Source organism: Candidatus Spongiihabitans sp. (assembly GCF_965247905.1).
GTDB lineage: Bacteria > Pseudomonadota > Gammaproteobacteria > Arenicellales > Poriferihabitantaceae > Spongiihabitans.
This window is the reverse complement of sequence record NZ_OZ252047.1, coordinates 1,005,802-1,028,725: the sequence shown is the minus strand read 5'-3', so window position 1 is coordinate 1,028,725 and position 22,924 is coordinate 1,005,802. Positions and strand designations below refer to the sequence as shown.

23 protein-coding genes and 2 tRNA genes are annotated in these 22,924 nt (G+C 48.6%); 15 read left to right on the top strand and 10 right to left on the bottom strand.

Annotation, left to right across the window (positions count from 1 at the left end; genetic code table 11):
• Positions 1-110 precede the first annotated feature (110 nt).
• From tig to rpmF, 9 genes are all read right to left on the bottom strand, one after another.
• Positions 111-1,421 (bottom strand): trigger factor, encoded by a 1,311-nt coding sequence (tig, locus tag ACP158_RS05210; RefSeq protein WP_424947898.1) that lies wholly within the window; start codon positions 1,419-1,421, stop codon positions 111-113.
• A gap of 83 nt (positions 1,422-1,504) precedes the next feature.
• Positions 1,505-1,589 (bottom strand) — tRNA-Leu (locus tag ACP158_RS05205).
• A 72-nt stretch (positions 1,590-1,661) separates the two neighbouring features.
• A tRNA-His gene (locus ACP158_RS05200) sits at positions 1,662-1,737 on the bottom strand.
• Positions 1,738-1,793: 56 nt separating this feature from the next.
• On the bottom strand, positions 1,794-2,213 hold the full coding sequence (locus ACP158_RS05195) for a hypothetical protein (RefSeq protein ID WP_424947897.1): 420 nt from the start codon (positions 2,211-2,213) through the stop codon (positions 1,794-1,796).
• Positions 2,214-2,235: 22 nt separating this feature from the next.
• Complete coding sequence (locus tag ACP158_RS05190) at positions 2,236-2,391, bottom strand: helix-turn-helix domain-containing protein (protein ID WP_424947896.1); 156 nt, start codon at positions 2,389-2,391, stop codon at positions 2,236-2,238.
• A gap of 147 nt (positions 2,392-2,538) precedes the next feature.
• Entirely contained in the window at positions 2,539-3,300 is a 762-nt protein-coding gene (fabG, locus tag ACP158_RS05185) for a 3-oxoacyl-ACP reductase FabG (protein ID WP_424947895.1), read from the bottom strand.
• Positions 3,301-3,343: 43 nt separating this feature from the next.
• Positions 3,344-4,312, bottom strand: coding sequence for a beta-ketoacyl-ACP synthase III (locus ACP158_RS05180; protein ID WP_424947894.1), 969 nt, complete (start codon positions 4,310-4,312; stop codon positions 3,344-3,346).
• A 47-nt stretch (positions 4,313-4,359) separates the two neighbouring features.
• A complete protein-coding gene (gene plsX / locus ACP158_RS05175) occupies positions 4,360-5,364 on the bottom strand; it encodes a phosphate acyltransferase PlsX (protein WP_424947893.1) in 1,005 nt (334 codons plus the stop codon).
• A 51-nt stretch (positions 5,365-5,415) separates the two neighbouring features.
• Positions 5,416-5,598 (bottom strand): 50S ribosomal protein L32, encoded by a 183-nt coding sequence (rpmF, locus tag ACP158_RS05170; protein WP_424947892.1) that lies wholly within the window; start codon positions 5,596-5,598, stop codon positions 5,416-5,418.
• A 126-nt stretch (positions 5,599-5,724) separates the two neighbouring features.
• Here rpmF and ACP158_RS05165 point away from each other — a divergent pair, with 126 nt between their 5' ends.
• The 8 genes from ACP158_RS05165 (at position 5,725) to ACP158_RS05130 (ending at position 12,697) form a co-directional block, all read left to right on the top strand.
• Positions 5,725-6,801: a 3-deoxy-7-phosphoheptulonate synthase gene (locus ACP158_RS05165; protein ID WP_424947891.1), complete on the top strand. Its 1,077-nt coding sequence runs from the start codon at positions 5,725-5,727 to the stop codon at positions 6,799-6,801.
• Positions 6,798-7,982, top strand: coding sequence for a sulfate adenylyltransferase (gene sat, locus ACP158_RS05160; RefSeq protein WP_424947890.1), 1,185 nt, complete (start codon positions 6,798-6,800; stop codon positions 7,980-7,982). Before ACP158_RS05165 ends, sat begins: the two co-directional genes overlap by 4 nt.
• A 206-nt stretch (positions 7,983-8,188) precedes the next feature.
• Positions 8,189-8,416, top strand: a complete 228-nt coding sequence (locus ACP158_RS05155; protein ID WP_424947889.1) for a hypothetical protein — start codon at positions 8,189-8,191, stop codon at positions 8,414-8,416.
• 469 nt (positions 8,417-8,885) lie between these two features.
• Positions 8,886-9,395, top strand: coding sequence for a 2-oxo-4-hydroxy-4-carboxy-5-ureidoimidazoline decarboxylase (gene uraD / locus ACP158_RS05150; protein ID WP_424947888.1), 510 nt, complete (start codon positions 8,886-8,888; stop codon positions 9,393-9,395).
• The gene (gene uraH, locus ACP158_RS05145) at positions 9,382-9,795 is read left to right on the top strand and encodes a hydroxyisourate hydrolase (protein WP_424947887.1); all 414 of its coding nucleotides are present in this window, start codon (positions 9,382-9,384) and stop codon (positions 9,793-9,795) included. The genes uraD and uraH overlap by 14 nt, the downstream gene beginning before the upstream one ends.
• Positions 9,796-9,995: 200 nt before the next feature.
• Positions 9,996-10,466 carry a Spy/CpxP family protein refolding chaperone gene (locus tag ACP158_RS05140; RefSeq protein WP_424947886.1) on the top strand — a complete coding sequence of 157 codons (471 nt, stop codon included), beginning with the start codon at positions 9,996-9,998 and terminating at the stop codon, positions 10,464-10,466.
• 146 nt (positions 10,467-10,612) lie between these two features.
• Positions 10,613-11,287: a response regulator transcription factor gene (locus ACP158_RS05135; RefSeq protein ID WP_424947885.1), complete on the top strand. Its 675-nt coding sequence runs from the start codon at positions 10,613-10,615 to the stop codon at positions 11,285-11,287.
• 18 nt (positions 11,288-11,305) lie between these two features.
• Entirely contained in the window at positions 11,306-12,697 is a 1,392-nt protein-coding gene (locus tag ACP158_RS05130) for a sensor histidine kinase (RefSeq protein WP_424947884.1), read from the top strand.
• 202 nt (positions 12,698-12,899) lie between these two features.
• Here the strand turns inward: ACP158_RS05130 and ACP158_RS05125 are convergent, their stop codons facing one another.
• Positions 12,900-13,259, bottom strand: coding sequence for a hypothetical protein (locus ACP158_RS05125; RefSeq protein ID WP_424947883.1), 360 nt, complete (start codon positions 13,257-13,259; stop codon positions 12,900-12,902).
• Positions 13,260-13,304: 45 nt separating this feature from the next.
• Here ACP158_RS05125 and ACP158_RS05120 point away from each other — a divergent pair, with 45 nt between their 5' ends.
• The 7 genes from ACP158_RS05120 (at position 13,305) to ACP158_RS05090 (ending at position 22,876) form a co-directional block, all read left to right on the top strand.
• Entirely contained in the window at positions 13,305-13,502 is a 198-nt protein-coding gene (locus tag ACP158_RS05120) for a hypothetical protein (protein WP_424947882.1), read from the top strand.
• A gap of 44 nt (positions 13,503-13,546) precedes the next feature.
• Entirely contained in the window at positions 13,547-14,110 is a 564-nt protein-coding gene (locus ACP158_RS05115; protein WP_424947881.1) for a hypothetical protein, read from the top strand.
• Between the two features lie 84 nt (positions 14,111-14,194).
• A complete protein-coding gene (locus tag ACP158_RS05110; protein WP_424947880.1) occupies positions 14,195-17,401 on the top strand; it encodes a type ISP restriction/modification enzyme in 3,207 nt (1,068 codons plus the stop codon).
• Positions 17,402-17,952: 551 nt separating this feature from the next.
• Positions 17,953-18,510 carry a hypothetical protein gene (locus ACP158_RS05105; protein ID WP_424947879.1) on the top strand — a complete coding sequence of 186 codons (558 nt, stop codon included), beginning with the start codon at positions 17,953-17,955 and terminating at the stop codon, positions 18,508-18,510.
• Between the two features lie 164 nt (positions 18,511-18,674).
• On the top strand, positions 18,675-19,403 hold the full coding sequence (locus ACP158_RS05100; RefSeq protein ID WP_424947878.1) for an SIR2 family protein: 729 nt from the start codon (positions 18,675-18,677) through the stop codon (positions 19,401-19,403).
• Between the two features lie 191 nt (positions 19,404-19,594).
• Positions 19,595-22,420, top strand: coding sequence for a hypothetical protein (locus ACP158_RS05095; protein ID WP_424947877.1), 2,826 nt, complete (start codon positions 19,595-19,597; stop codon positions 22,418-22,420).
• A gap of 12 nt (positions 22,421-22,432) precedes the next feature.
• On the top strand, positions 22,433-22,876 hold the full coding sequence (locus ACP158_RS05090) for a transcriptional regulator (RefSeq protein WP_424947876.1): 444 nt from the start codon (positions 22,433-22,435) through the stop codon (positions 22,874-22,876).
• The last annotated feature ends 48 nt before the right edge of the window (positions 22,877-22,924 follow it).

Sequence of the window (22,924 nt, the reverse complement as noted above, 5' to 3'; positions counted from 1 at the left end):
AATTTTTACCTCATAATGATTCGTACATGAATGATTCGTCCACGCGCTGTTTAATTTGTCATGCCCCTGTCAAAACGCAACGGCGGGTCGACACGGTTAGTCGCTTGTGGTCACTTGTAGTCGTTCGGCGGCGGCTGCATAAACGCCTTGAAGGACATTTTTCGCTGCTTGACAGTAGCCGTCTCCAACATGCGGGCGATGACTTGATCTTCGACAACGGCCGCCTCAATATTTTTTAATCGCTGCGGATGCGCATAGTGCCACTTAACATACTCTTCCTCGCTTTCATAGTCGGCCGACATGGCCACAATTCTGGCGCGCACCGCCTGTTCGTCAACCTCAATTTTGGATTTTTCGATGACTTCGCGCGCAATCAATCCGAGCGCGACTCGTTTTTTCGCTTGCTCAACATAATGATCGCGGTCGATTTTATCCGTGGGCAGGCCCTGAGCGGTCAACTGCTCGGCGACCGCCTTGACCGCGCGCTCGATTTCCTCCTCCACTAACGCCTTGGGAGAGACAATGTCATTGGCCGCATACAGCGCTTCCATGACCTTATCGCGCATCACCGCGCGCATACGGGAATCCAGTTCGCGCCGCAGGCTGACGCCTATTTCCTGCTTCATATTCTCAATCCCGCCTGCCTTGACGCCCAGGGATTTGGCGAAATCATCATCCAGTTCCGGCAGTTCAGGCTTCTCCACCGCTTTAACCGTAACCGTGAATTCAACCGCTTTCCCGGCAACCTCAGCGGCGCCGTAATTTTCCGGAAAAGTGAAAGCGATGGTTTTGGTTTCGCCTGCTTTTAACCCAACCAATCCCGCATCGAGTTGCTCCAGCATTTGCCCCGCGCCGAGGATGAACACAAAATCAGTCGCACTACTGCCCGCAAATGACTCCCTATCAATTTTACCTTCAAAATCAATCGTCAATCGGTCTTCCTTCTCTGATTTTTCGCGCTTGGCGACGAAGTTGGCGTTGCGTTTTCGGATATCTGCAAGGGTTTGCATGATGTCCTCGTCAGTGACTGCAACCACCGGTTCCTCTATGGTCTTGCCCGCCAGCGTGGGCGCTGGAATTTTTGGAAACACTTCCACTGTAGCCACGAACTGAAGCTCTTTTCCGGATTCATACGGCGTCGGGTCAATCGACACCAAACCGGCCGGAATGATTTTCTCCTGACCCAAGGCATCCCGATAACTGGCGTTGATCGTATCGTTGATGACTTCATTGGTGACCTGCGGCGCATAGCGTTTTTTGATTACGTTTTGCGGCGCTTTGCCTGGTCGAAAGCCGGGTACACGCGCATTTTTAGCAACGTCTAACAGTCTTTTTGCTATTTCTGAATCAATCTTTTCAGCAGGCACTGAAATAGAAAGCTTGCGTTCTATGACGCCTGACTCTTCAACGGAAACTTGCATTAACCAATCAAACTCTAAATTAATTGCGCTCGGCCCAAATAGTATAAATTGGACAATAATTGCATCGTTGTGCGCCTAAAATATGGTGCGAAAGGAGAGACTCGAACTCTCACGGGTCACCCCACTGGAACCTAAATCCAGCGCGTCTGCCAATTCCGCCACTCTCGCAAAAATTTTACCGCTCTCTAAATCCTGTCGGTCCTAAGCGCATGCACTAATAAATCAGTAGATCAATGGATCTGGGGTGAACGATGGGACTCGAACCCACGACGACCGGAATCACAATCCGGGGCTCTACCAACTGAGCTACGCTCACCATACCGCTTCATCCGCCACCGGTCCTGACTCAATGCCCATGCTCAATGCCCATGCTCAATGCCCATGAGAAAAAATCGACGGCCTGGGTGAGTGGTTGATAATACCCCATCGGCGTTTGCAATCCCATGTATAAGTCCACCCCCTTTGGCACTGTGGTTGATTGTGGATGAGGTAGTTTACAGGAGATTGCAGGCCGAGGCTATGATGAGGCAGGACGGTGTTGTCATCGAGTAGCCAGCCGGCCAGTTTGCGGTTGAATCCAGGCAGATCATAGAACAGTTCCTCCTCGTGATAGTCGACAAACTGTTCCTGGATGGTGCGGTTGAGGGGGGATGCGCTGGGTAGGGCGATGTCCTGCGGCCCACACCAAGATTGCAACATAACCTGCAATTTGGCTTTGCCGAGATTGGGGAATTGCTTGTGTAGCCGGCGGATTTCCTTGATCAGCGTCGGTGCTGCGGCTGTCGCCGGCACCTGGGCACGCAGGGTTTGGCGATTAGGACGGCGGGTTGCCGTTGGCCTGGCGCAGGGTCTGTTTCCAGCGATAAAGGGTTCTGCGACTGAGGCCGAAGGCATCACCGGTCGCCGCTTCGCCATGATCCGCGAAGAAACCGAGGATTTTGAGACGCTCTTGAGCATTTTTGGAAGTCATCTCCCAAAGCATGCCCTCGTGAAAACGGGGGATGCCCTAAAGCGGCTGCCCGGTAAAAGCCTTTGTTCGGTATCCGACATGCTGGATTTGCATGGCTCTCCTTCTGCATCAGAGTGCCAAAGGTATCTGAGCTTATACATCCATACATTAAACCATGAACATTCCGCCATTGACGTGGAGAGTCGTCCCGGTAATATAATTCGCCGCGCTTGATGCCAGAAATACCGCGGCCGCGGCAATATCTTCAGGGCTGCCCAATTTTGCCATCGGAATGTTTTTCATTATCGCCTGGCGTTGGTCTTCGCTCAGCGCATTGGTCATATCGGTTTGTATGAATCCGGGGGCGATGGCGTTGACCGTGATGTTGCGCGACGCCACTTCCCGAGCCAATGATTTGGAAAACCCGATTAAGCCCGCTTTTGCCGCCGCATAATTCGCCTGGCCCGCACTACCGGTCGCGCCCACCACCGAAGAGATATTGATGATTCTGCCAAAGCGCGCCTTGGTCATGCCGCGCAAGCAGGCTTTGCTCAGGGTATAAACCGATTTCAAGTTGGTGTCCATAATTTCATCCCACTCCGACTCCTTCATTCTGAGCACTAAATTGTCACGGGTAATGCCGGCATTGTTCACCAACACCAACGGCGCGCCAGACTGCTCGGTGATTTCGGTTATCAAATTCCCGGCGCCGCGCGCGTCGGTCACATCCAGGACACGACCATGGCCATGACCATGACCGTCGCCCTCCACGCGCTTAAAATTTTGCGCTATGGCGCTGGCGCCATTCTCCGAAGTTGCCGTGCCGTAGACGATGCCGCCTTGCTCGATCAGGGCGCAGGCGATGGCCTTGCCAATGCCTCTGGTCGCGCCGGTAACCAAGCAAACTTGATCTTTTAATAAGTCATTCATGGGTCTGTTTTGCGGCGTCTTTTTTAAGGGTTCGTCCTGCGCATTACATTCTGATCATGGCCGAACCCCAGGTAAACCCGCCGCCGAAACCCTCGATCAGCACATGCTGGCCCGACTGTATCCGGCCATCGCGCACCGCCTCGTCCAGAGCAAGCGGCACCGAAGCCGCCGACGTGTTGCCGTGGCGATCCACCGTGACCACCACTTTTTCCGCGGGAATTCTGGCGCGTTTTCCAACCGCATTGATGATGCGGATATTCGCTTGATGGGGAACCAGCCAATCGATATCGTCCCGGCTCATGCCATTTGCATCCAGGGTTTCATCCACAATATCGCTCATCGCGGTCACCGCCCAGCGAAACACTTCCCCGCCTTGCATGGTGGTAAACGCAGTGCCTGTTTTTATCCGATCAAAATTTCTCGAAACGCCGACCGGCACATATAACAGGTCTTTGTATTTCCCGTCGCAATGCAAATGCGTGGACAGTATTCCGGGCTCGTTATCGACCTTCAGCACCACCGCGCCGGCGCCATCGCCAAACAGCACGCAGGTGCGGCGGTCGCTCCAATCAATAATCCGCGAAAAGGTTTCCGCGCCCACCACCAATGCGCATCGGGCGCTGCCGGTTTGGATGAACTTGTCCGCCACATCTATGGCAAACAAGAAACCGGCGCACACCGCTTGAACATCAAAGGCGGGCGGCCCTTCAATGCCTAATCGATGCTGCAACAAACACGCCGTGCTGGGAAATACCTGGTCGGCCGTGGTGGTGGCGACCACGATCAAGTCGATTTCGTTATTTAAAATTCCGGCGGCTTCAATGGCGTTTAACGCTGCTCGCTCGGCTAAATCACAGGTGAATTCATCGTCCGCGGCGATTCTGCGCTCGCGAATTCCGGTTCTGGAATAAATCCAGGCCTCATTAGTGTCAACCAGTTTTTCAAGATCGGCATTGGTCAGCACTTTTTCCGGCAAATAACCGCCGGTGCCAATAATTCTGGAGTAAGTCATCGAGAATATTTTTGGAGAAATTTAATGGACAGTATATGCGGCCGCGGTCAAACTGAACTCGCCACAATAGTGGATTCTATTTGATTTACCAGTCCTTTTCGGGTCTCTTCAATGGCAACCTCGATAGCGGACTTAAAGCCGATGTGATCGGTTCCGCCATGGGACTTCACCACAGCGCCGCGCAACCCAAGCAGACTTGCGCCATTATATCTGCGGTGATCCAAGCGACGTTTAATTGCGTTTAACACGGGTTTTGCCAGCAGCCCGGCGCCTTTGGCGACCGCATTTCGATTAAATTCTTCTTTTAATACACTCATAATCATTTGTGCGACGCCCTCGGATGCCTTTAACGCAACATTGCCCAGAAAACCATCACAAACCACCAAGTCGGTGTTGCCCATATAAATTTCATCCGCTTCAACGAAGCCAATGTAGTTCAAGTTGCTGTCCTTGAATAATTCCGCCGCCGCCTTTATTGATTCATTGCCCTTGACTTCCTCAACACCGATGTTGAGCAACCCGACAGTGGGATGCTTTTTGCCGTCAAGACAGTTGATCAACTGCGAGCCCATCAACCCAAACTGCAATAAAATCTCGGGTGGCGTGTCAATGTTCGCGCCAAGATCGAGCATGTGCGTATAACCTTCGGGCCGCGGCAGAGACGCGCAAATCGCCGGGCGATCAATGCCCGGTATGGTACGCAGGACAAACCGCGCGGTCGCCATCAATGCGCCAGTGTTGCCTGCGCTGACACAACCGTCAACGGTGCCGTCCTTAACCAGATTGATGGCGACCCGCATGGATGAATCTTTTTTCCTTCGCAACGCCTTCGCCGGATGCTCATCCATCTCCACAATCTGCGAGGCATGCTGGATGGCCAGCCGCTTACCGGGTTTCCCGCCCAGATGGTTTAGTTTGATTTCTATTTGCTTGGTATCGCCTACCAGAATCAGTTTTATTTTCTGGTGGGTTTTCAGAATTTCGAGGGCCGCGGGCACCGTGCTGCCTAAGCCATGGTCACCCCCCATTGCATCGATCGAAAGCGTAATCATTGCTGTATGGCTAGCAAACGAAACCCTGCCGCGCCGACCGACGAGTGTTTGTTATTGTTCCGGTTTAGTGGCCACGAGCTTCTTGCCACGATAATAGCCATCAGCCGTGATATGGTGACGTCTATGCAACTCACCGGTAACCGGATCGATCGATAGTGTGGAATTTTTCAAGCTATCGTGAGAGCGGCGCATTCCTCGTTTGGAAGGCGTCTTGCGGGATTTTTGTACAGCCATGATTTTCTCTGCGGTGGGTTCAAGATTAATATAATGTGATTATATTCGTTTCTCGAGCGCTCGTCAAAACCCGCGCAAACACATACAATCCGACCTGTTATTTTTATCCTTAACCTTATTGAACTCATGAACAAACCCGCGACAATAGCCATTACCGACGATCTTAGAATCGCCAGCATCAATCAAGTGATTAGCCCGAGCGCAATCACCGCCGAGTTGCCGATGACTGAGGCGGCCGCAACAACCACGCTGCAGACGCGGGCTGCCATCCATGATATTTTGGCGGGCGATGATGACCGCATTCTGGTCGTGGCCGGGCCCTGTTCAATCCATGACACGATAGCGGCAATTGAATACGCTAAACAGTTATGGTCGCTGAAACAAAAGTATCAGCGTGATTTGCTGGTGGTGATGCGGGTGTATTTCGAAAAGCCGCGCACCACGGTCGGCTGGAAGGGCTTGATCAACGACCCGGATCTGAACGATACCTTCGACATCAACAAGGGATTGCACATGGCGCGAAAGTTGTTGCTGAACTTGAATAATTTAGGCATGCCGGCGGGCACCGAATATCTGGATATTATTACGCCGCAATATGTGGCCGACTTGATTTCCTGGGGCGCGATCGGCGCGCGCACCACTGAGAGCCAGGTGCACCGCGAGTTGTCGTCCGGGCTATCGTGCCCGGTCGGACTGAAGAACGGCACCAACGGCAACCTCGATATCGCGGTGGACGCCATCCGCGCGGCGGCGCGCCCGCATCACTTTCTGTCCATGACCAAAGACGGCAGGTCGGCAATCTTCACCACCACCGGCAATGCGGATTGCCATATTATTTTGCGCGGCGGTAAAACGCCGAACTTTGACGCGGATGGCGTCAATCAAGCCGGCGACAAACTGGCCGCGGCTGGACTCGCGGCGCGGGTGATGATCGACTTTAGCCATGCCAACAGCAAGAAGATTCCTGAGAACCAGATTCTGGTCTGCGCCGATGTCGCCCAGCAGATCTCAGCCGGCGACCAGCGGATTATCGGCGTGATGATTGAGAGCCATTTGGTCGCGGGGCGGCAGGAAGTGGTGGACGGCATCGCGCCCACCTACGGGCAGAGCATTACCGATGCATGCATCGGCTTCGACGCCACGGCGACCCTCATCGCCGAACTGGCGGCCGCGGTGCGCCGTCGCCGCCAAAGGCCGCTATGATCAAGCCGCATGGCGGTGCGGCGCTGACGCCGTTATATGTGGAAGACGCCGATGAACGGCGCGAGATGGCAACGCAGGCGCAATCCCTGAACTCGGTTTTATTGAGCTCGGCCGGCGCCGCCAATGCGGTGATGTTGGGCGCTGGCTACTTCACTCCGTTGTCCGGGTTTATGGACCAGGCCGATGCGATGAGCGTCGCCGACTCGATGCGAACCGGCGCTGGCTTGTTCTGGCCCATTCCGATTTTATGCTTGGCGGACACGACCGAGCGCATTGCGCCGGGTCAATTTATCGCCTTGCGCGACCCTAATGTCGACGGCAATCCGGTGCTGGCGGTGCTGGAAGTTGATAACGCGGAAACCTTGTCCGAGCAGGATATGGCGCATCTCAGTGAAAAAATTTATCGCACAACGGATGCCGCCCATCCCGGCGTGGCGGCATTCAAAAACCAGGGGCGCAAGTTGTTATCCGGTGCCGTCAAGGTTTTGAATTTCAGTTATTTCAAAACCGAATTTGCGGAAACCTTCCGCACCGCAGTTGAAATTCGCGCGGCGATAAAGCGTCGCGGCTGGAAAAAGACAGTCGCATTTCAAACCCGCAATCCCATGCACCGCGCCCACGAGGAGCTCTGCCGCATTGCCATGCAGCGCGTCGGCGCCAACGGCTGCGTCATCCACATGTTGCTCGGCAAACTCAAGCGCGGCGACATTCCGGCAACGGTGCGCGCCGCCGCCATAAGCAAAATGGTGGAATTGTATTTCCCGAAAAATACGGTAATCATCGCCGGCTATGGTTTTGACATGTTATACGCGGGTCCGCGCGAGGCCGTGCTGCATGCCATTTTCCGGCAAAACATGGGCGCCACGCATTTCATCATCGGTCGCGACCACGCCGGCGTCGGCGACTATTACGGCGAGTTTGATGCGCAAACTATTTTTGACGACGAGGTTGCCGACGGCGAGTTAGCCATCGAAATTTTCCGCGCCGACCACACCGCCTACTCGCGAAAATTGAATAAGGTGGTGATGATGCGCGAAGCCCCCAATCATGCGCCAGAAGATTTTGTGTTGCTGTCCGGCACCAAAGTCCGCGAAATGCTCAGTAACGGCATCGCCCCGCCGCCACAATTTTCTCGCCCGGAAGTCGCGCAAATTTTAATGGACTACTACCGGGCGAAGTGAATGACGTGCATGGTGGTCAATGCCACTAATGTCGCGGCTATCGCCGCGCATGTCTTACTGGATTGCGCGTATCATCCCTGATACGCGTCCTGCGGACTCGCGTGCGCTCGCGAAAAATCGCTTCGGACGATTTTTTCCGTGTCAAGCACGGAATGACGGGCCTGGGGGCGGGACACAACCGCCGCCCCTCGCGCCTACCCCACAAATTGGCCTATCTGCAAGGTAAAATCAACATACAAATGACGGGTTATGATGATTGCCGCGGCGAGCTTGGCGGTGAAAGTATTGATACGTTTCATATAATTATTCTTGGACGCGTTCATTGGCATCGTGTATTTGCGGCCTATTCGGTTTCATGCCAGGCCGTTGCGTTGGACACTGCTCCAAGCAAACAGGTGTTTGCAACCTATTGCCCTGAAACAGAACATCAATAAAGAACGTTGTGTATAAGCTCAGATACCTTTGGCACTCCGATACAGAAGGAGAGCCTGCGATATCACCCTGTCGGATACCGAACAAAAGGGTTTTACCGGGCAGCCGCTTTAGGGCATCCCCATCTCGGAAGCGGGACTTTAGTCCCGCCATCTTGGCAATGGCTTGGCGAGGCTGAAGCCTCACTTCCGGTCGGAAGTGGGACTTTAGTCCCGCCATCTTGGCAACCCGCCTTGGCGACCTGATCTTGTCTCATATGTGGTGAACCCGGCCACACCATAGCCTCAGCCTGCACTCTCCTGTAAACTACCTCATCCACAATCAACCCGAGTGCCAAAGGGGGTGGACTTATACACGTTGTTGACCCTTTGGTCGATAAAGATAACAATCATGCCTGCCATTTTCAAATGATCTTTTTCGGCGCCTTGTTTCCATACCCACTTTATCTTCAAGCCCAAATTTATTACAGCGATGAAGTTATCGGAGTTCAATCGGCTGGATGACGACCAAGCCCGCGCTGTGTTTAATCAATGCTGTGGCGCGTCGAGATGGGTGAGGCTGATGGTTGCCGCAAAGCCGTTTCCTTCTAAAATCGCCATGCAAGACGCGGCGGCGTGGCTCTGGAAATCCATGCAGGCAGCAGATTACCTGGAGGCATTTGATGGCCACCCGAAAATTGGCGATGCGGATTTGTTGAAGAAAAAATACCGGCGCACCCGCGCCATGTTGACACGCGAGCAGTCTGGCGTTGCGCAAGCGAGCGATCAGGTGTTGCGGGAATTGGCGCAATATAATCATGACTACGAAACCAAGTTCGGGTATATTTTCATCGTCTGCGCCACCGGGAAAACCGCGGCGGAAATGCTGCAACTCATCAAGACGCGAATCAGCCATCAACCCGACCGGGAAATAACCATTGCGGCCGCGGAACAGGCTAAAATCATGGCGCTCAGGCTAGACCAACTCATTGAAGCAGAATGAAACACCCGGCCAGATAACCAGCGAGGATAACCAGCGAGATAACATGAGCCAAATCACCACGCACATTCTTGACACCGCGCAGGGAAAACCCGCATCGGGGGTAAAGGTCGAGCTTTATCAAGGCGCGGCGTCCGACCAGAGCGAAAATCCGTGGCTACTAATTGGCGATGGAGTAACCGATGCTGACGGCCGCGTCTCCGACCTCCTCGCCCGCGCCGCCGCCCTGCCGGCCGGCGATTACCAACTGCGCTTTCACATCGGCGATTACTACCGCGCCGCCAACACGCCGTGCTTTTATCCGCGCGTGGAAATCACATTCAGCATTGTCGGCGACGGCCAGCATTATCATGTGCCGTTGCTGTTGAATCCGTTCGGCTATTCCACTTATCGAGGCAGTTGAAGACTTCACGGCCGGGCGGTTACATCCGGTTACACAATGTTACCGGATAGAAAGGATTGGCTGTTTTTCATTGCGTAGAATCGGTTTTTCGCTTAGGTTAATTCGCTTAGGTTAATTCGCTTAGGTTAATTCGATCCGGTCGTTTGATTCGGCCGTGTCATTGAGTCATTTTATTCGGTAATTTTATTAGGAGAAATTCAATGCGCAAACGTTCTATCATTCTTATTGCAACAGTCCTGTCTGTGGGAATTATCGGCGGCGCGGCCGCTTATTACAGGCATCATCACGGACCTGGCCATGACAACTATGCAAGTCATTTCACGAAACATATTGAGCGAAAATTGACTAAAAAACTGACCTTGAACGAAACTCAAAAGGCTGGACTTGGCCAATTGACTCAGTCGTTGATGACCAGCAGGAAATCTTTCAAGGAACAACGAATTTTTGACTTGAATGAAATCTTTTCCCTGCTTGAAGCTGACCAACTTGATCAGGAAAAAGCGTTGAACCTGGTGCGGGAACGCCTTGCAATGATTGGGTCTCATGCCGAACAAATGATTTCATCGGCGGCCGGTTTCACCGATAGCCTGACCGGCGAACAACGCGCAAAACTAAAGGAAATGATTGAACAGCGCATGTCCAAGCGACGCCACCACCGCAATCAGGAGTAGCCTTAACAGGAATAAGCATCGGGCGAGAATCGGCCAAAATCGGTATTGAGAGGGGCGGATAGCGCCGATTCTCGCTTATTGTCCACCGCCCTGATTGTGCCGGGTGGCTGATGCCGTTTTAGTCCCCGGCAATGATAAAATACACCATGGCCTCAATATTAATCATTGACGATGACGACCGTCTTGCGGCGCCGCTAAAAGCCTATTTCGAGCGCTATAACCTGGCTCTGACCTCCGCAACCCACCCTAAAGACGGGCTTGCCTTGCTTAAGGAAAAAAACTTTGAGTTGGTTATTCTGGACATCATGCTGCCGGACCAGGATGGCTTTGATGTTTGCAAAACCATTCGCAAGCACAGCGACATTCCCATCGTGATGCTGACTGCGAGAGGAGAAGCGATGGATAGAGTGGTTGGTCTTGAATTAGGCGCGGATGACTATTTGGCGAAACCTTTTGAACCTCGGGAACTGGTTGCGCGAATTCACAATATACTGAGAAGACGCGAGCCATCCCGGAAAACCGGCGCGGTTATTGAATTCAAGAATCTGCTGATTGACCCGAGTCGGCAAGAGGTTATCGTCAATGGCAATAAGGTCGGCATCACCGGCAACGAATATCAATTGCTGGTGCTATTGGCGACCGCCCCGGGAGAAAAATTCAGCCGCGATGAAATATTGAACAAACTGAGGGGTATTGACGCCGAACTGTTTTCCCGTGCGGTGGACATTCAAATCAGCCGACTGCGACAGAAACTCAAGCCAACTGATTATATCAAAACGGTGTGGGGTTCAGGCTATCAATTTGTTGCGCCTGAGGTTTAGGCGCATTTATCCGCGAACATGCTAAATCGAATACGACATTCGCTATCCGCAAAATTAATTGTATTATTTATATGCGCCGGCGTCGTGTTGTTATTGCTGGTCGGGTCGATCATGGGCAAGGGGTTTGCGCGCCACTTCCGCTTCAGCATCCAGCCGTTCATGATTCACTATATCAACCTTATGCAGCAGCAGCTGGGCTCTCCGCCTGAGTTACAACAAGCGCAAAGAATCACCCGTGATATTCCAGTGGATATTCACGTATTCGGGCCCGAACAAAATTGGTCAACGGCGGATTCGCAACTGGACCGAAGCGCATTAATTGAGACCTTCGACCAACGCCGAAGCGTTAATCCGAAGACCGGCGCTCGCAACGCTCGATCATGGCCTGACCGGCGGTTTCGGTTGAAAAGAGTGGATGGCGATCTTATTCTGCATACCGCGGAGGGCGACCACGATATTTATTTTCAAATCCGCCATCGCCGCGATATCGGGCACGGCGGCCGTTTCAGCTTTTTTATCTTGTTTGCAATACTGGCGGTCTTGCTGCTCATTTACTATGCCACCCGAGCGTTATTCCGACCCATCGACGACATTAATCGCGGCGTCAAGCAATTCAGCGTCGGCAACCTGGCCCATAGAATATCAAAGCGCAGAAACGATCAGCTCGGGGATTTAACCGACAGCGTCAACCAAATGGCGGAAGATATCAGCAACATGCTGGAAGCAAAACGCCAGTTATTATTAAGCATCAGCCATGAACTTCGTTCTCCGCTCACGCGCAGCAAAATCAACCTTGCGCTTATGCATGACTCCGCCGCAAAGTCGGAAATCGACCAGGACATACAAGCGATGGATCAGTTGATTAGCGAGTTGCTGGAAAGCGAGCGATTGAATTCGCCGCACAAGATCATTCAACCCGAGACGACTGATTTGCATGCGCTCATCGCCGAGGTGGTTGAATCAGAATTTGGCCATCAAACAATTTCTGTTGAGCTGCAATCGGTCACCGCAAATGTTGATCCGGCTCGCATTAAGCTGTTGGTGCGAAATCTTTTACGCAATGCCATCAAATACAACGACAACGAAAAATCGGCGCCGAAAGTTTCGCTCACAATAGAATCGCGGCGATTTACAATCGCAGTACGGGATTATGGCGCCGGAATTGCGTCGCAGCACATTCCGTTCTTAACCGAACCATTCTATCGCGCAGACCCATCCCGACAACGAATGACCGGGGGATATGGATTGGGTCTGTATCTGTGCAGAATGATTGTGGAAGCCCACGGCGGGCATATCGAAATTGAAAGCAACTCAGGCAACGATATGGGCAAAGACATGGGCAAAGGCACACGAGTTCGATGCCGTTTTCCATTGTCAGGCGACACGGAACATGAAAACAGGGGCAGGTAGCCAGTAAAACCATCCGCCTCCGCTTCCGCGAGGGCAGGCCCGCCCCGCGGAAGTGTCGATACCGTATGGAACGAGTATCGACCATGCCATCCGTAGCAATATTGCTGGGAGCAAAAAGCGGCCAAAACCGCAAACCCAAGGTGTGCGCTGGCCTCGTCGTCGGGCATTGTCAGCGGCTTGCGCCGCTGGGTTTTTCACTGGATTATCGGGTCAAGCCCGATAATGACGGAATAACGAAGGTCTGTTCGGGCTCAGACACATAAGAGACTGGTAACCTGGCCCGGCTAGTGCGCTTAAAGCAGGTCAGGTCGATGGCGACTAGGCTACCTTTGGGGAAACGTAGCGTGCGCCCGATAGCGATGTCGCCGGTTTTGCCGTCGGTGATGGCTGCGAACTCAGGCAGGCAACCGCTGTGGTTCAGCCCGACATGCAGTTTGACCGCCCCCTTGGTCGTTCGGAAATCGGCCCACGGGAAGGCCGAGAGGCACAACTTGATGGTGGTGGCATCGAGCGAATACAGCGGGTTGTTGAAACGAAACTTATGCCCGGGACCCCTTGGCAACGTCGCAACAGCTTCCCGAACAGTGCCTCGTACAACGTATAAGGCTTGTTCCGGGCAATCCAGTTAAATATGTCGTCCGGCGTAGCCGAACTCCTTATTCTCAATGTGCTTTGGCATCTCAACGCGCCTTTGTCCTCTCGATTCACTATTACCTATAATTCGTCATTGCCCGGCTTGTTCCGGGCAATCCAGTTAAATATGTCGTCCGGCGTAGCCGCGCCGTTCGATGCGAGAATCCAGTAAAATATCCGTCCGGCGTTGCCGCGACATATTGATGGAGAATAATCATGACCCAAAAAGAAAAATTTTTGCGTAGAGAATTTTGGACGCAAAGTTGGAAGGGTTCTGTTCAACACAATTGTGTATATGGTGCTGATATAAACGAAGGCGACATCAGAAGAAATAAATTTAAAAAATGGTTATGTGATTATTGTGATAAAGAACTGCTACCTATGTATGAAAGCCAAGAAGTATCTGAATCTGTGCATTGCCAAAATCTCAAAAAATTAAAAAAGAAAGCAGAGTCATATACTAAAGGTGAGATAGTAGTTGATGGGGTATTACTTGATAATATATTACTTAATGACGAGTATAAAATCGGAACTGCGCAAAAATTACTAAATCTTCAATTAAAATACTTATGGTGCGCGGGCATGTCACAGAAGCCGCCACATTGTCCCATTGATGGAACCATCCTGGAATATGTGGGCTGGGATGGCGATTCTTGGACAACATGGGAATCAATTTTTGTATACAAATGGGCAATAAACACCATTACAGAAAAAGCTCACTCTGAAGGCTGGAAACACATAGCCGACTGGGAACTTCGTACTTTTAACGAACTAAAGTGAAATCCCCATGACACAACCAAATTTTTTACGAGCAGGTATCGGCGGACCAGATGAAAACCGACACACACAAATAAAACCAACCCCATGACCGCGCAAACCTATCTCAAACAACTGGACCAGCACTACAAGGCCGGCAACGCCACCGAGCATACCTATCGCGCGGCGTTGCAATCTTTGTTGGAAACCACGCTGCCCGACATCGCGGTCACCAACGAGCCGAAGCAGATTGAATGTGGCGCGCCGGATTATGTATTGACCCGCAACGCCATCCCGCTGGGTTACATTGAAGCCAAGGACCTGGACAAGGATTTGAACGACAAAGCCCACGCCGCGCAACTGCGCCGCTACACCGAATCGCTCGGCAATCTAATCTTCACCAACTACCTGGAGTTCCGCCTCATCCGCGATGGCGAAGCGGTCGCCACCGTGCGCATCGCCGAACTGCGCGGCGGGCGCGTCAAATCAAAACCGGATCAATTTGACGCATTCACCGACCTGCTTGCCAACTTCGCCGGTTATGACGGCACCACCATCGCCAGCGCCAACGATCTGGCACACCACATGGCGGCAAAGGCGCGATTGCTGGCGCGGGTCATTGAACAAGCGTTGCATAAAGACGCCGGAGGCGCGAATGAAAACACCGAAGGCAGCGATTTGCAAAATCAACTCGCGGTTTTCAAAAAGCACTTGATACACGACATTGACCGCGATGCCTTCGCCGACATCTACGCGCAGACCGTGGCTTACGGCATGTTCGCCGCACGTTTGCACGACCCAACTCCGGCAACCTTCACGCGCCGCGAAGCCGCCGAGTTAATCCCCGCCGCCAATCCGTTTTTGCGCAGATTTTTCCAGCACATCGCCGGCTATGACCTTGACCAGCGCATTCGTTGGGCGGTCGACGACCTCGCCGATCTTTTTCGCGCCGCCGATGTGGGCGAGTTGATGAAAGATTACGGCAAAGCCACCCAGCGCAACGACCCGTTCCTGCATTTTTACGAAACCTTTCTCGGCGAATACAACCCAAAACTACGCAAGAGTCGCGGCGTTTATTACACCCCGGAACCGGTGGTGAACTTCATCGTGCGCGCCGTGGATGAAATCCTGCAAACCGAATTCGGCATCAAGGATGGCCTCGCCGACACCGGCAAAACCGTCATTGAAGTGGACGCGCTGCCGTCCGCCGACAAACGCAAGAAAGGCAAGAAGGGATACAAAAGGGAAGTGCACAAGGTGCAGATTCTCGACCCGGCGACCGGCACCGGCACTTTCCTCGCCGCTATCGTGCAGCAGATTTATGAAACCAAGTTTGCCAATCAAAAAGGCGTTTGGGCGGGTTATGTTCGCGAGCATCTTATTCCGCGCCTGAATGGTTTTGAAGTGTTGATGGCGTCCTACGCTATGGCGCACACCAAATTGGAAATGGTGTTGCGCGATAGCGGTTGCGAACTCGGCGATGACCGCCTGCGCATTTTCCTGACCAATTCGCTGGAAGAATATCATTCCGACACCGGCACCTTGTTTGCGCAATGGCTTTCCGCCGAGGCGAACGAAGCCAACTTCATCAAACGCGACACGCCGGTGATGGTGGTGATTGGGAATCCGCCGTATAGCGGCATCTCATCCAATGTGGGTAAATGGATAAATGACTTGATTGATGTTTATAAATACGTGGATGGTGAACACTTTGGCGAAAGGAAACACTGGTTAAACGATGACTATGTAAAGTTTATTCGCTATGGCCAGCATTACATTGATCGCACCGGCGAAGGCATACTCGCCTACATCAACAATCATAGTTTTCTGGACAACCCGACTTTTCGCGGTATGCGTTGGAGTTTGTTGCAAAGTTTCGACAAGATTTACCTTATTGATTTGCACGGCAACAGCAAGAAAAAAGAAACCGCACCGGACGGCTCGCCGGATAAAAATGTGTTTGATATTCAGCAGGGCGTGTCCATCAATATTTTTATCAAAACCGCAAACAAAAAAGACGGGTCTCTGGCAAAAGTATTCCATCGTGATTTATACGGCGAGCGGGAAAGCAAATATCAATTTCTTTGGAGCAATGATTTGAAACAAACAAACTTTCAAGAATTGCATCCAATAAAACCCTATTACTTTTTCATTCCAAAAAATTGGGAAAACAAAGAGGAATATGACAAAGGATTTTCTATGAAAGAATTATTTCCTGTAAGCGTAACGGGGATAGTGACTGCTCGAGATAAGTTTGTCATTGATTTCGACAAAAAATTGCTATTGAAAAGAATCATTGATTTTTCAGATGTTTCTAAATCTGATGACGAAATGAGAATCAAGCATTTCGGAACAAGTAGCGGCAGGAAATATTTGCCTGGCGATTCAAGGGGCTGGAAAATGGCAACCGCAAGAAGAAAAATAAGCGACTATCAACATAGCGAACTAATCACAGAAATAACCTATCGTCCATTTGATAATAGAAATATCTATTACCACCCGGATATGGTTGATTGGGGCAGAGAAAAAATTATGCGGCACTTCCTTGTGGGCGAGAATGTGGGGTTGATCACATCGCGCATTACAAAAGATAGGTTTTCTGTTCTCTATACTAAATGCATAACAGCGCATAAAAGCGCAACGCTATACGATATAAGTTATGTTTTCCCACTCTACCTTTACCCCGACACCAAACAATCAGACCTTGGCGGCAACCAACAACGAAAACCAAACCTTGACCATGCCATCGTAAAAACCATCGCCGACAAACTCGACTTGCGCTTCACGCCTGAAAAGGAAGACGACAACAAAACCTTCGCGCCCATTGACCTATTGGATTACATCTACGCCGTGCTGCACTCGCCCACCTACCGCGAACACTACAAGGAATTCCTAAAAATAGACTTCCCGCGCGTGCCCTATCCCACCGAGCAAAAACAATTCCGTCAACTGGCTACACTCGGCGGCGAACTCCGTGCATTGCATCTCATGCAAAGCCCGACGCTGGACAAACTCATCACCGGCTACAACCAACCCGGCGATCATAAAGTAGACAAACCCGAATACAAAATCACCGACCACAAAAAACACCTCGGACAAGTGCATATCAACAAAACACAATACTTCAGCGAAGTGCCGGAAACCGCCTGGAACTTTTACATCGGCGGCTACCAACCCGCGCAAAAATGGCTAAAGGACCGCAAAGGCAGAAACCTCAACAGCGACGACATCCGCCATTACCAAAAAATCATCCTCGCCCTAACCGAAACCGACCGGCTGATGGAAGAAATTAATACTGTGTGGCAACCGCAATGAATAATGTCGTGGCTTATCTTCTCAAAAAACGGCATTCTTGAGAAGATAGAGCGGAAATGTGCCCTTACTTCTCAAAAACCGGCATTTTTGAGAAGATAGAGCGTAAATGTGCCATTACTTCTCAAAAACCGGTATTTTTGAGAAGATAGAGCGGAAATGTGTCCTTACTTCTCAAAAATCGGCATTTTTGAGAAGATAAAGTGGAAATGTGTCCTAACTTCTCAAAAACCGGCATTTTTGAGAAGATAGCGAAGCGAGATTGAAGGGCGCGTATCATCCCTGATTGATTTAGTGGGTGCTTGACCTCGTTGGCAAATGGCGTATCATTCGATTCTGTTACTAAAATCATCACCACTTAATCTGTGGAGGTAAATAATGGCTACCACAAAAAAGAAATCTTCAAGGACGTCAAAGCCATCACCTAGCCGCACAAAGAGCGCGCCTATACCCGCAAGTGAAAGTCCGCGACCTGATAGACCAAGACCACCAAGACCACCAAGACCACTTCAAAAATGACCGATTTGACCGATGCATGACAAGAGGAAACGATTATGAATAAGGTCACCACTGAGATCCTGTCCAGACCTGATTTGCTGACAGACTGCGAACGCTCCGTTCGTTACCATCAAGCACGTGCGCGATCCTTTAACACGCGCTATCTATTGATTCAATTTATCGTGTTCGCTCTTGCCGGTGCGAATGTGGTTCATCTTATTGAAGCATGGTTGCCAGAGTGGAGTGCCGCATTTTTGTGGGCTGCTGTTAGTGTGCTGGCGTTGTGCGGTTTGGTCTTTAATCCTGTCGAAAAACATACGCTTCACAAATCGCTATACCATGGATTTACCGTGCTGCATGGCAAGATTATGGCTAATCCAAATGCGGACGATAAGATGCTGACCGAATGGACAAAAGAAATTCATTCACTGTATGCCGATGAGCCACCGGTCTATCGTGCTTTGTTAGCGCATTGTGATAATCAGGTTGCTATTGCTTTGGGTGCCGACAAGGGATTTTTTGTGAAATTGAAATGGCATCAACTTCTATTTCGTAACTTTTGGCCATTCCAGGGTGCCGAGTTTTTAAACCAAAACCAAGTACACCAACAATAGCGTTGAGTGCTGACTTAATGATTACGCGGGAATAACGAATAAATGAAAGAAATGATGGCTCTGACAGAGTAAAATGGCGCAACATCCGAGTTGTCGCAAACCCGCGCAAAATTGGCTCAAAGACCGGGAATATATTTTTAGTAAGATAACTAAGGTGTAAATCAATGACCACGGTACCAGAATTAAGCGTGTCAATTAAGCTGCCGGTTGAAATTTGTGAAGCGGGGCTGGATTCTGAATTGGTATTTTTTATTGGGTCAGGGATATCAAAATTAGCTGGGTATCCTTCATGGGGTGAATTTGCAAATAAAGTGCTTGACGAATTGAGAAAGAAAAAATTAATAGACTTCTCAGAAAGGGAACAATTGGCTGCATTAGATCCAAGAAAAAAATTATCGATTGCACGCCTAATCGCCACGAACAAGGAGTACGATTTAGATTTTTCTAAACACTTCATCGATGAAAGCAAAAACAAAGATTGTGCTATCTATGAAGCAATTAATGATATTGGCTGTATTTGCGTTACCACAAATTATGATGAACTATTAGCGCCGCGTTTTCGGGAGAACAAAGATAGCCCAGCAGTGTCATCAAATAGAATATATGAAAGGGAAAAGTTTCATGAAGAATTACTGACCAAGCCTGGAACAGTAGTTCATTTACATGGATCGGTTAGCAAACCAGCCGATATGATAGTAACAATGGAAGAATATCTAACACATTATAGTCACGATAATATTCGAGACCTGCTCCACGCCCTGTTTAAAAAGCACACGGTTTTGTTTCTTGGCTATGGTTTGGAAGAAGCGGAAATTCTTGAACATGTTTTAAGAAGAGGGGCTGCGCAACAAAGAACAGATGATCGGAAAATATTTATTTTGCAAGGTTTTTAGGAAAGATAAATATCTTTATGAAAGCCTTTATAATTATTATAAGGAATCTTTTGGGGTTAGTTTATTAGGTTTTCTTCGTGATCATGAAGATTACCATTGCCAGGAACGAATCATCAAAGAGTGGACGAGGAAATTGCAAATAAGAAAACCATCTACATTCGCGTGGTATCAAAGTATGCTCGAGGTCGTGAATGATGGATAACTTATCAAATAGAGAACAATCTTTATTACAAGACGTTGCAGAGAACGACGACCGCCGACTGCTATTTTTTCAGAAAGTGAAGGGTTTGAAGTGGTTTGATGCGTTATACGAAGAGGGTTATTTTTCCCCAAAAGACAACCCCAAGCCCGTTTCTGTAGAAGGAACAGACTATGTAAACATACCTTATTGGCCGATTACCGATTATCTTGTTAAAACTGCTACTGAATTGCCTGCACAGGAATATGATAAATATGCTAAAAAATTTGTTCAGATACTTGTAGGTGTAACAGAATATGCAAAAAAACATGAATACAGCAATTATAGAACATGGTGGAAGTTTTCCAGAATTTTGGAAAACATCCCACCACAAATCCTCAGAGAAAAGGATCTGGATATTATTGATTATTGGCTCAAAGATCGAAATGGAAGTGATTTAATCGCCGAACAAATAGGAATGAAATGGTTGGTTGGTTTGTTAAAGAGTGACAACAAGCATTCTTTGCGCTTGTCAAAGAAAATACTTGATATCTTGTATCAGGTAATGATAACCAAAGGCAATAATTTTGAAACCTCGAGTAAAAATGCTTCATTTAGATTTGATAAATACTATGCTGAAAAAATTACAAACGAAGTAGCCAAAATATCGGGAGAAAAACTTGGTGAAGGTGCAATTTTTATTTTCGATGAACAATTAAAGTATGTGTTAAAAAAATTAAACAATGACACATGGTCTTCACTTTGGCATCCGGCTATTGAAGACCATGAGCAAAATAAATATAGAAATGAAACAAAAAATATGTTGGTTCAAGGCTATCGCGATTCTCTGGATGGGTTTATCGAAATCAATGTGGAAAAAGCAGGCGAGCATATAAAGGAAATGCTTAATGGTGAATATCAAACCATTCACAGATTAGCAATTCACAGTATTAGCAATAACTATACTGGATTCAAAAATTTTACTGATGAATTGCTGACTGATGTCTTTTTTTCTAGCAATTTTCGACATGAAATGTGGCATTTTCTGCATAAGAATTATGAAGAATTTAGTTCCAAACAAAAAAACCAAATACTTAAAATAATTGGCGATATATCAATAAATGATGGAGACAATGTTTATCACAAAGAAGCCACGGCCTATAACAAAGTATGCTGGTTAGATGCCATTAAATCATTTGGAGGGAAAGAAAATAATCTTTACGAGGAAAATCTACAGATAGCAAAAACAGGAGAGCCCGACCATCCTGATTTTTCCAGTTACATGTCATCTGTTGAGTGGGTAAAGCGTGAATCTCCATTTTCAATTGATGAACTTGGCGGTTTATTGATAGGTGATTTGATTGAAAAATTAAACAATTACGAAAATCTAGACATTTGGAGCGAACCAAGTGTTGATGGTTTGCGTGCAATGTTTAACCAGTTAATTAAAAGAGAGCCGCGCAAGTTTTATTTAGAGTTAGATAGGTGTGCTGATCTTGATTTGCCATACATTAATGAAATCATACGAGCATATAGTGACTTGTGGGAAGAGAAAACCGACTTACCCTGGGATGATGTATGGAACAAATTGTTAAAGTTTTTTGAAGACATGATACATAAACCTGGTTTTTGGGATGATGAAAACAACCAGCAATCAGATTCATCAGTTTATGACCGGCGCCAGATAGTAAGTGGTATAAGTAAGATTGTGAAATCTGGAGCATACCCCGGAGATTCTGCTCTTAGCGTAGTTCCAATAGAAGACGCTAAGAAAATAATTTTGCATCTTTTATCCAAGGAAAAAGGTGGCAAATTTAAGGAAGGCGAAAATGCTGTAGTCATAGCAATAAATAACCCGCGAGGGCAGTGCCTTGAGGCTTTAATCAATTTAGCATCTCGTTCATGTCGGCTGGCTGATAAAGAAAATAACGATAATCACTCAGCAACTTGGAAAAATTTTTGCTCGCACTTTGATGCAGAACTTGATCGGGCTGATGCTGAAAAACCAGAATATGAATTCATAACTCTTGTCACTAATTGGTTACCGCATTTTTTATATATGTCAGAAGAGTGGGTATTAAGTAATTTAGACAGAATATTTGATCAAAGTCGTGATTTAAAATGGGCATGTGCAATGCAGGGACATGCATATGTAAGAACCCTCGGTCCGAAAGTCTATCAGCGGTTAGCATCCCATGGCGATCTTATCAAGGCACTTGACACTGAAAATATAATAGGTCTTGTTAAAGAAAAAGTAATTGAGCATATAGTTATTTCCTTTTTAGATGACATGGATAATGAAACTAACTTAATGAATATTTTAATTGAAAGAAACAAGTATGAAGAAATCTATCGTTTAATATGGGAAATTCGGACGGCACGAAATAAAAGTAAAGCCAACATGCAGAAAAAAGTTTTTGAACTTTTCCCTAAAATATTAACTAAAATAGATTTTTCAACAGACGATGGTAAAAAAACCGCTTCTCAATTATGTATCTGGGCAGAATTTATCGATAGTATTGATGGGGAACAAAAAAAATGGTTGCTTGATATAGCGAAATACGCAAAATGTGATCATAAAGACCATGAATTGTTGAAAAATCTATCAAGGCTTAGTGAAAGACAACCATTTGAGTCACAGGAGATATGGCTAACAATGTTGGATGAGTATTTATACCCTTATCCTGAGGATGCAATCAGAGAGTTTTTTAAAAATCTGATAAATAACGGTAAAGATGGAGAAAGGAAAGCAAAAGAAGTGGTGGGTAAGTATTTAAAACTCGAGTTAACACAACCCCAGGAATGGTTGGAAGAAGTGAGAGCGGGTAACAATGATTGAGTGGATGTTGCCATGAAACCTGTTAGCAAAAAGAATTATCACCATTACGCCACCTGCGGGCTGGATAGCGTTTATTTGGTGAATGGATTTGAACACCACGAAACTGGATATGGGCATGGTGTTTCGGTCCACGATTTAGACGGGCTTCATCGTGCGATTGGATTGCATGTTGTTAATTTGAAGCGAGGATTGACGGGTAAAGAATTTCGGTTCTTGCGAGTTGAATTGGATAGGTCGCAAAAGTCGCTGGGTGATCTTTTGAAAAAAACAGATCAAGCGGTGGCGATATGGGAAAAAAGAAATAAAGTGCCGCGAGAAGTCGATATCATTCTGCGTAATCTTTATATGGAGAGTATCGGGAAAAATCCGTGTATAAATGATTTCGACAGGACGGTGCAAGAGGATGAGGAAATTTGTTTTAGGGAATACAAGAATGGCTGGAAGAAAGCCGCTTAAGGATTACAGTAAGTAGCGTTAGCCGCTATCATTTCGCGGCTGCGCCGC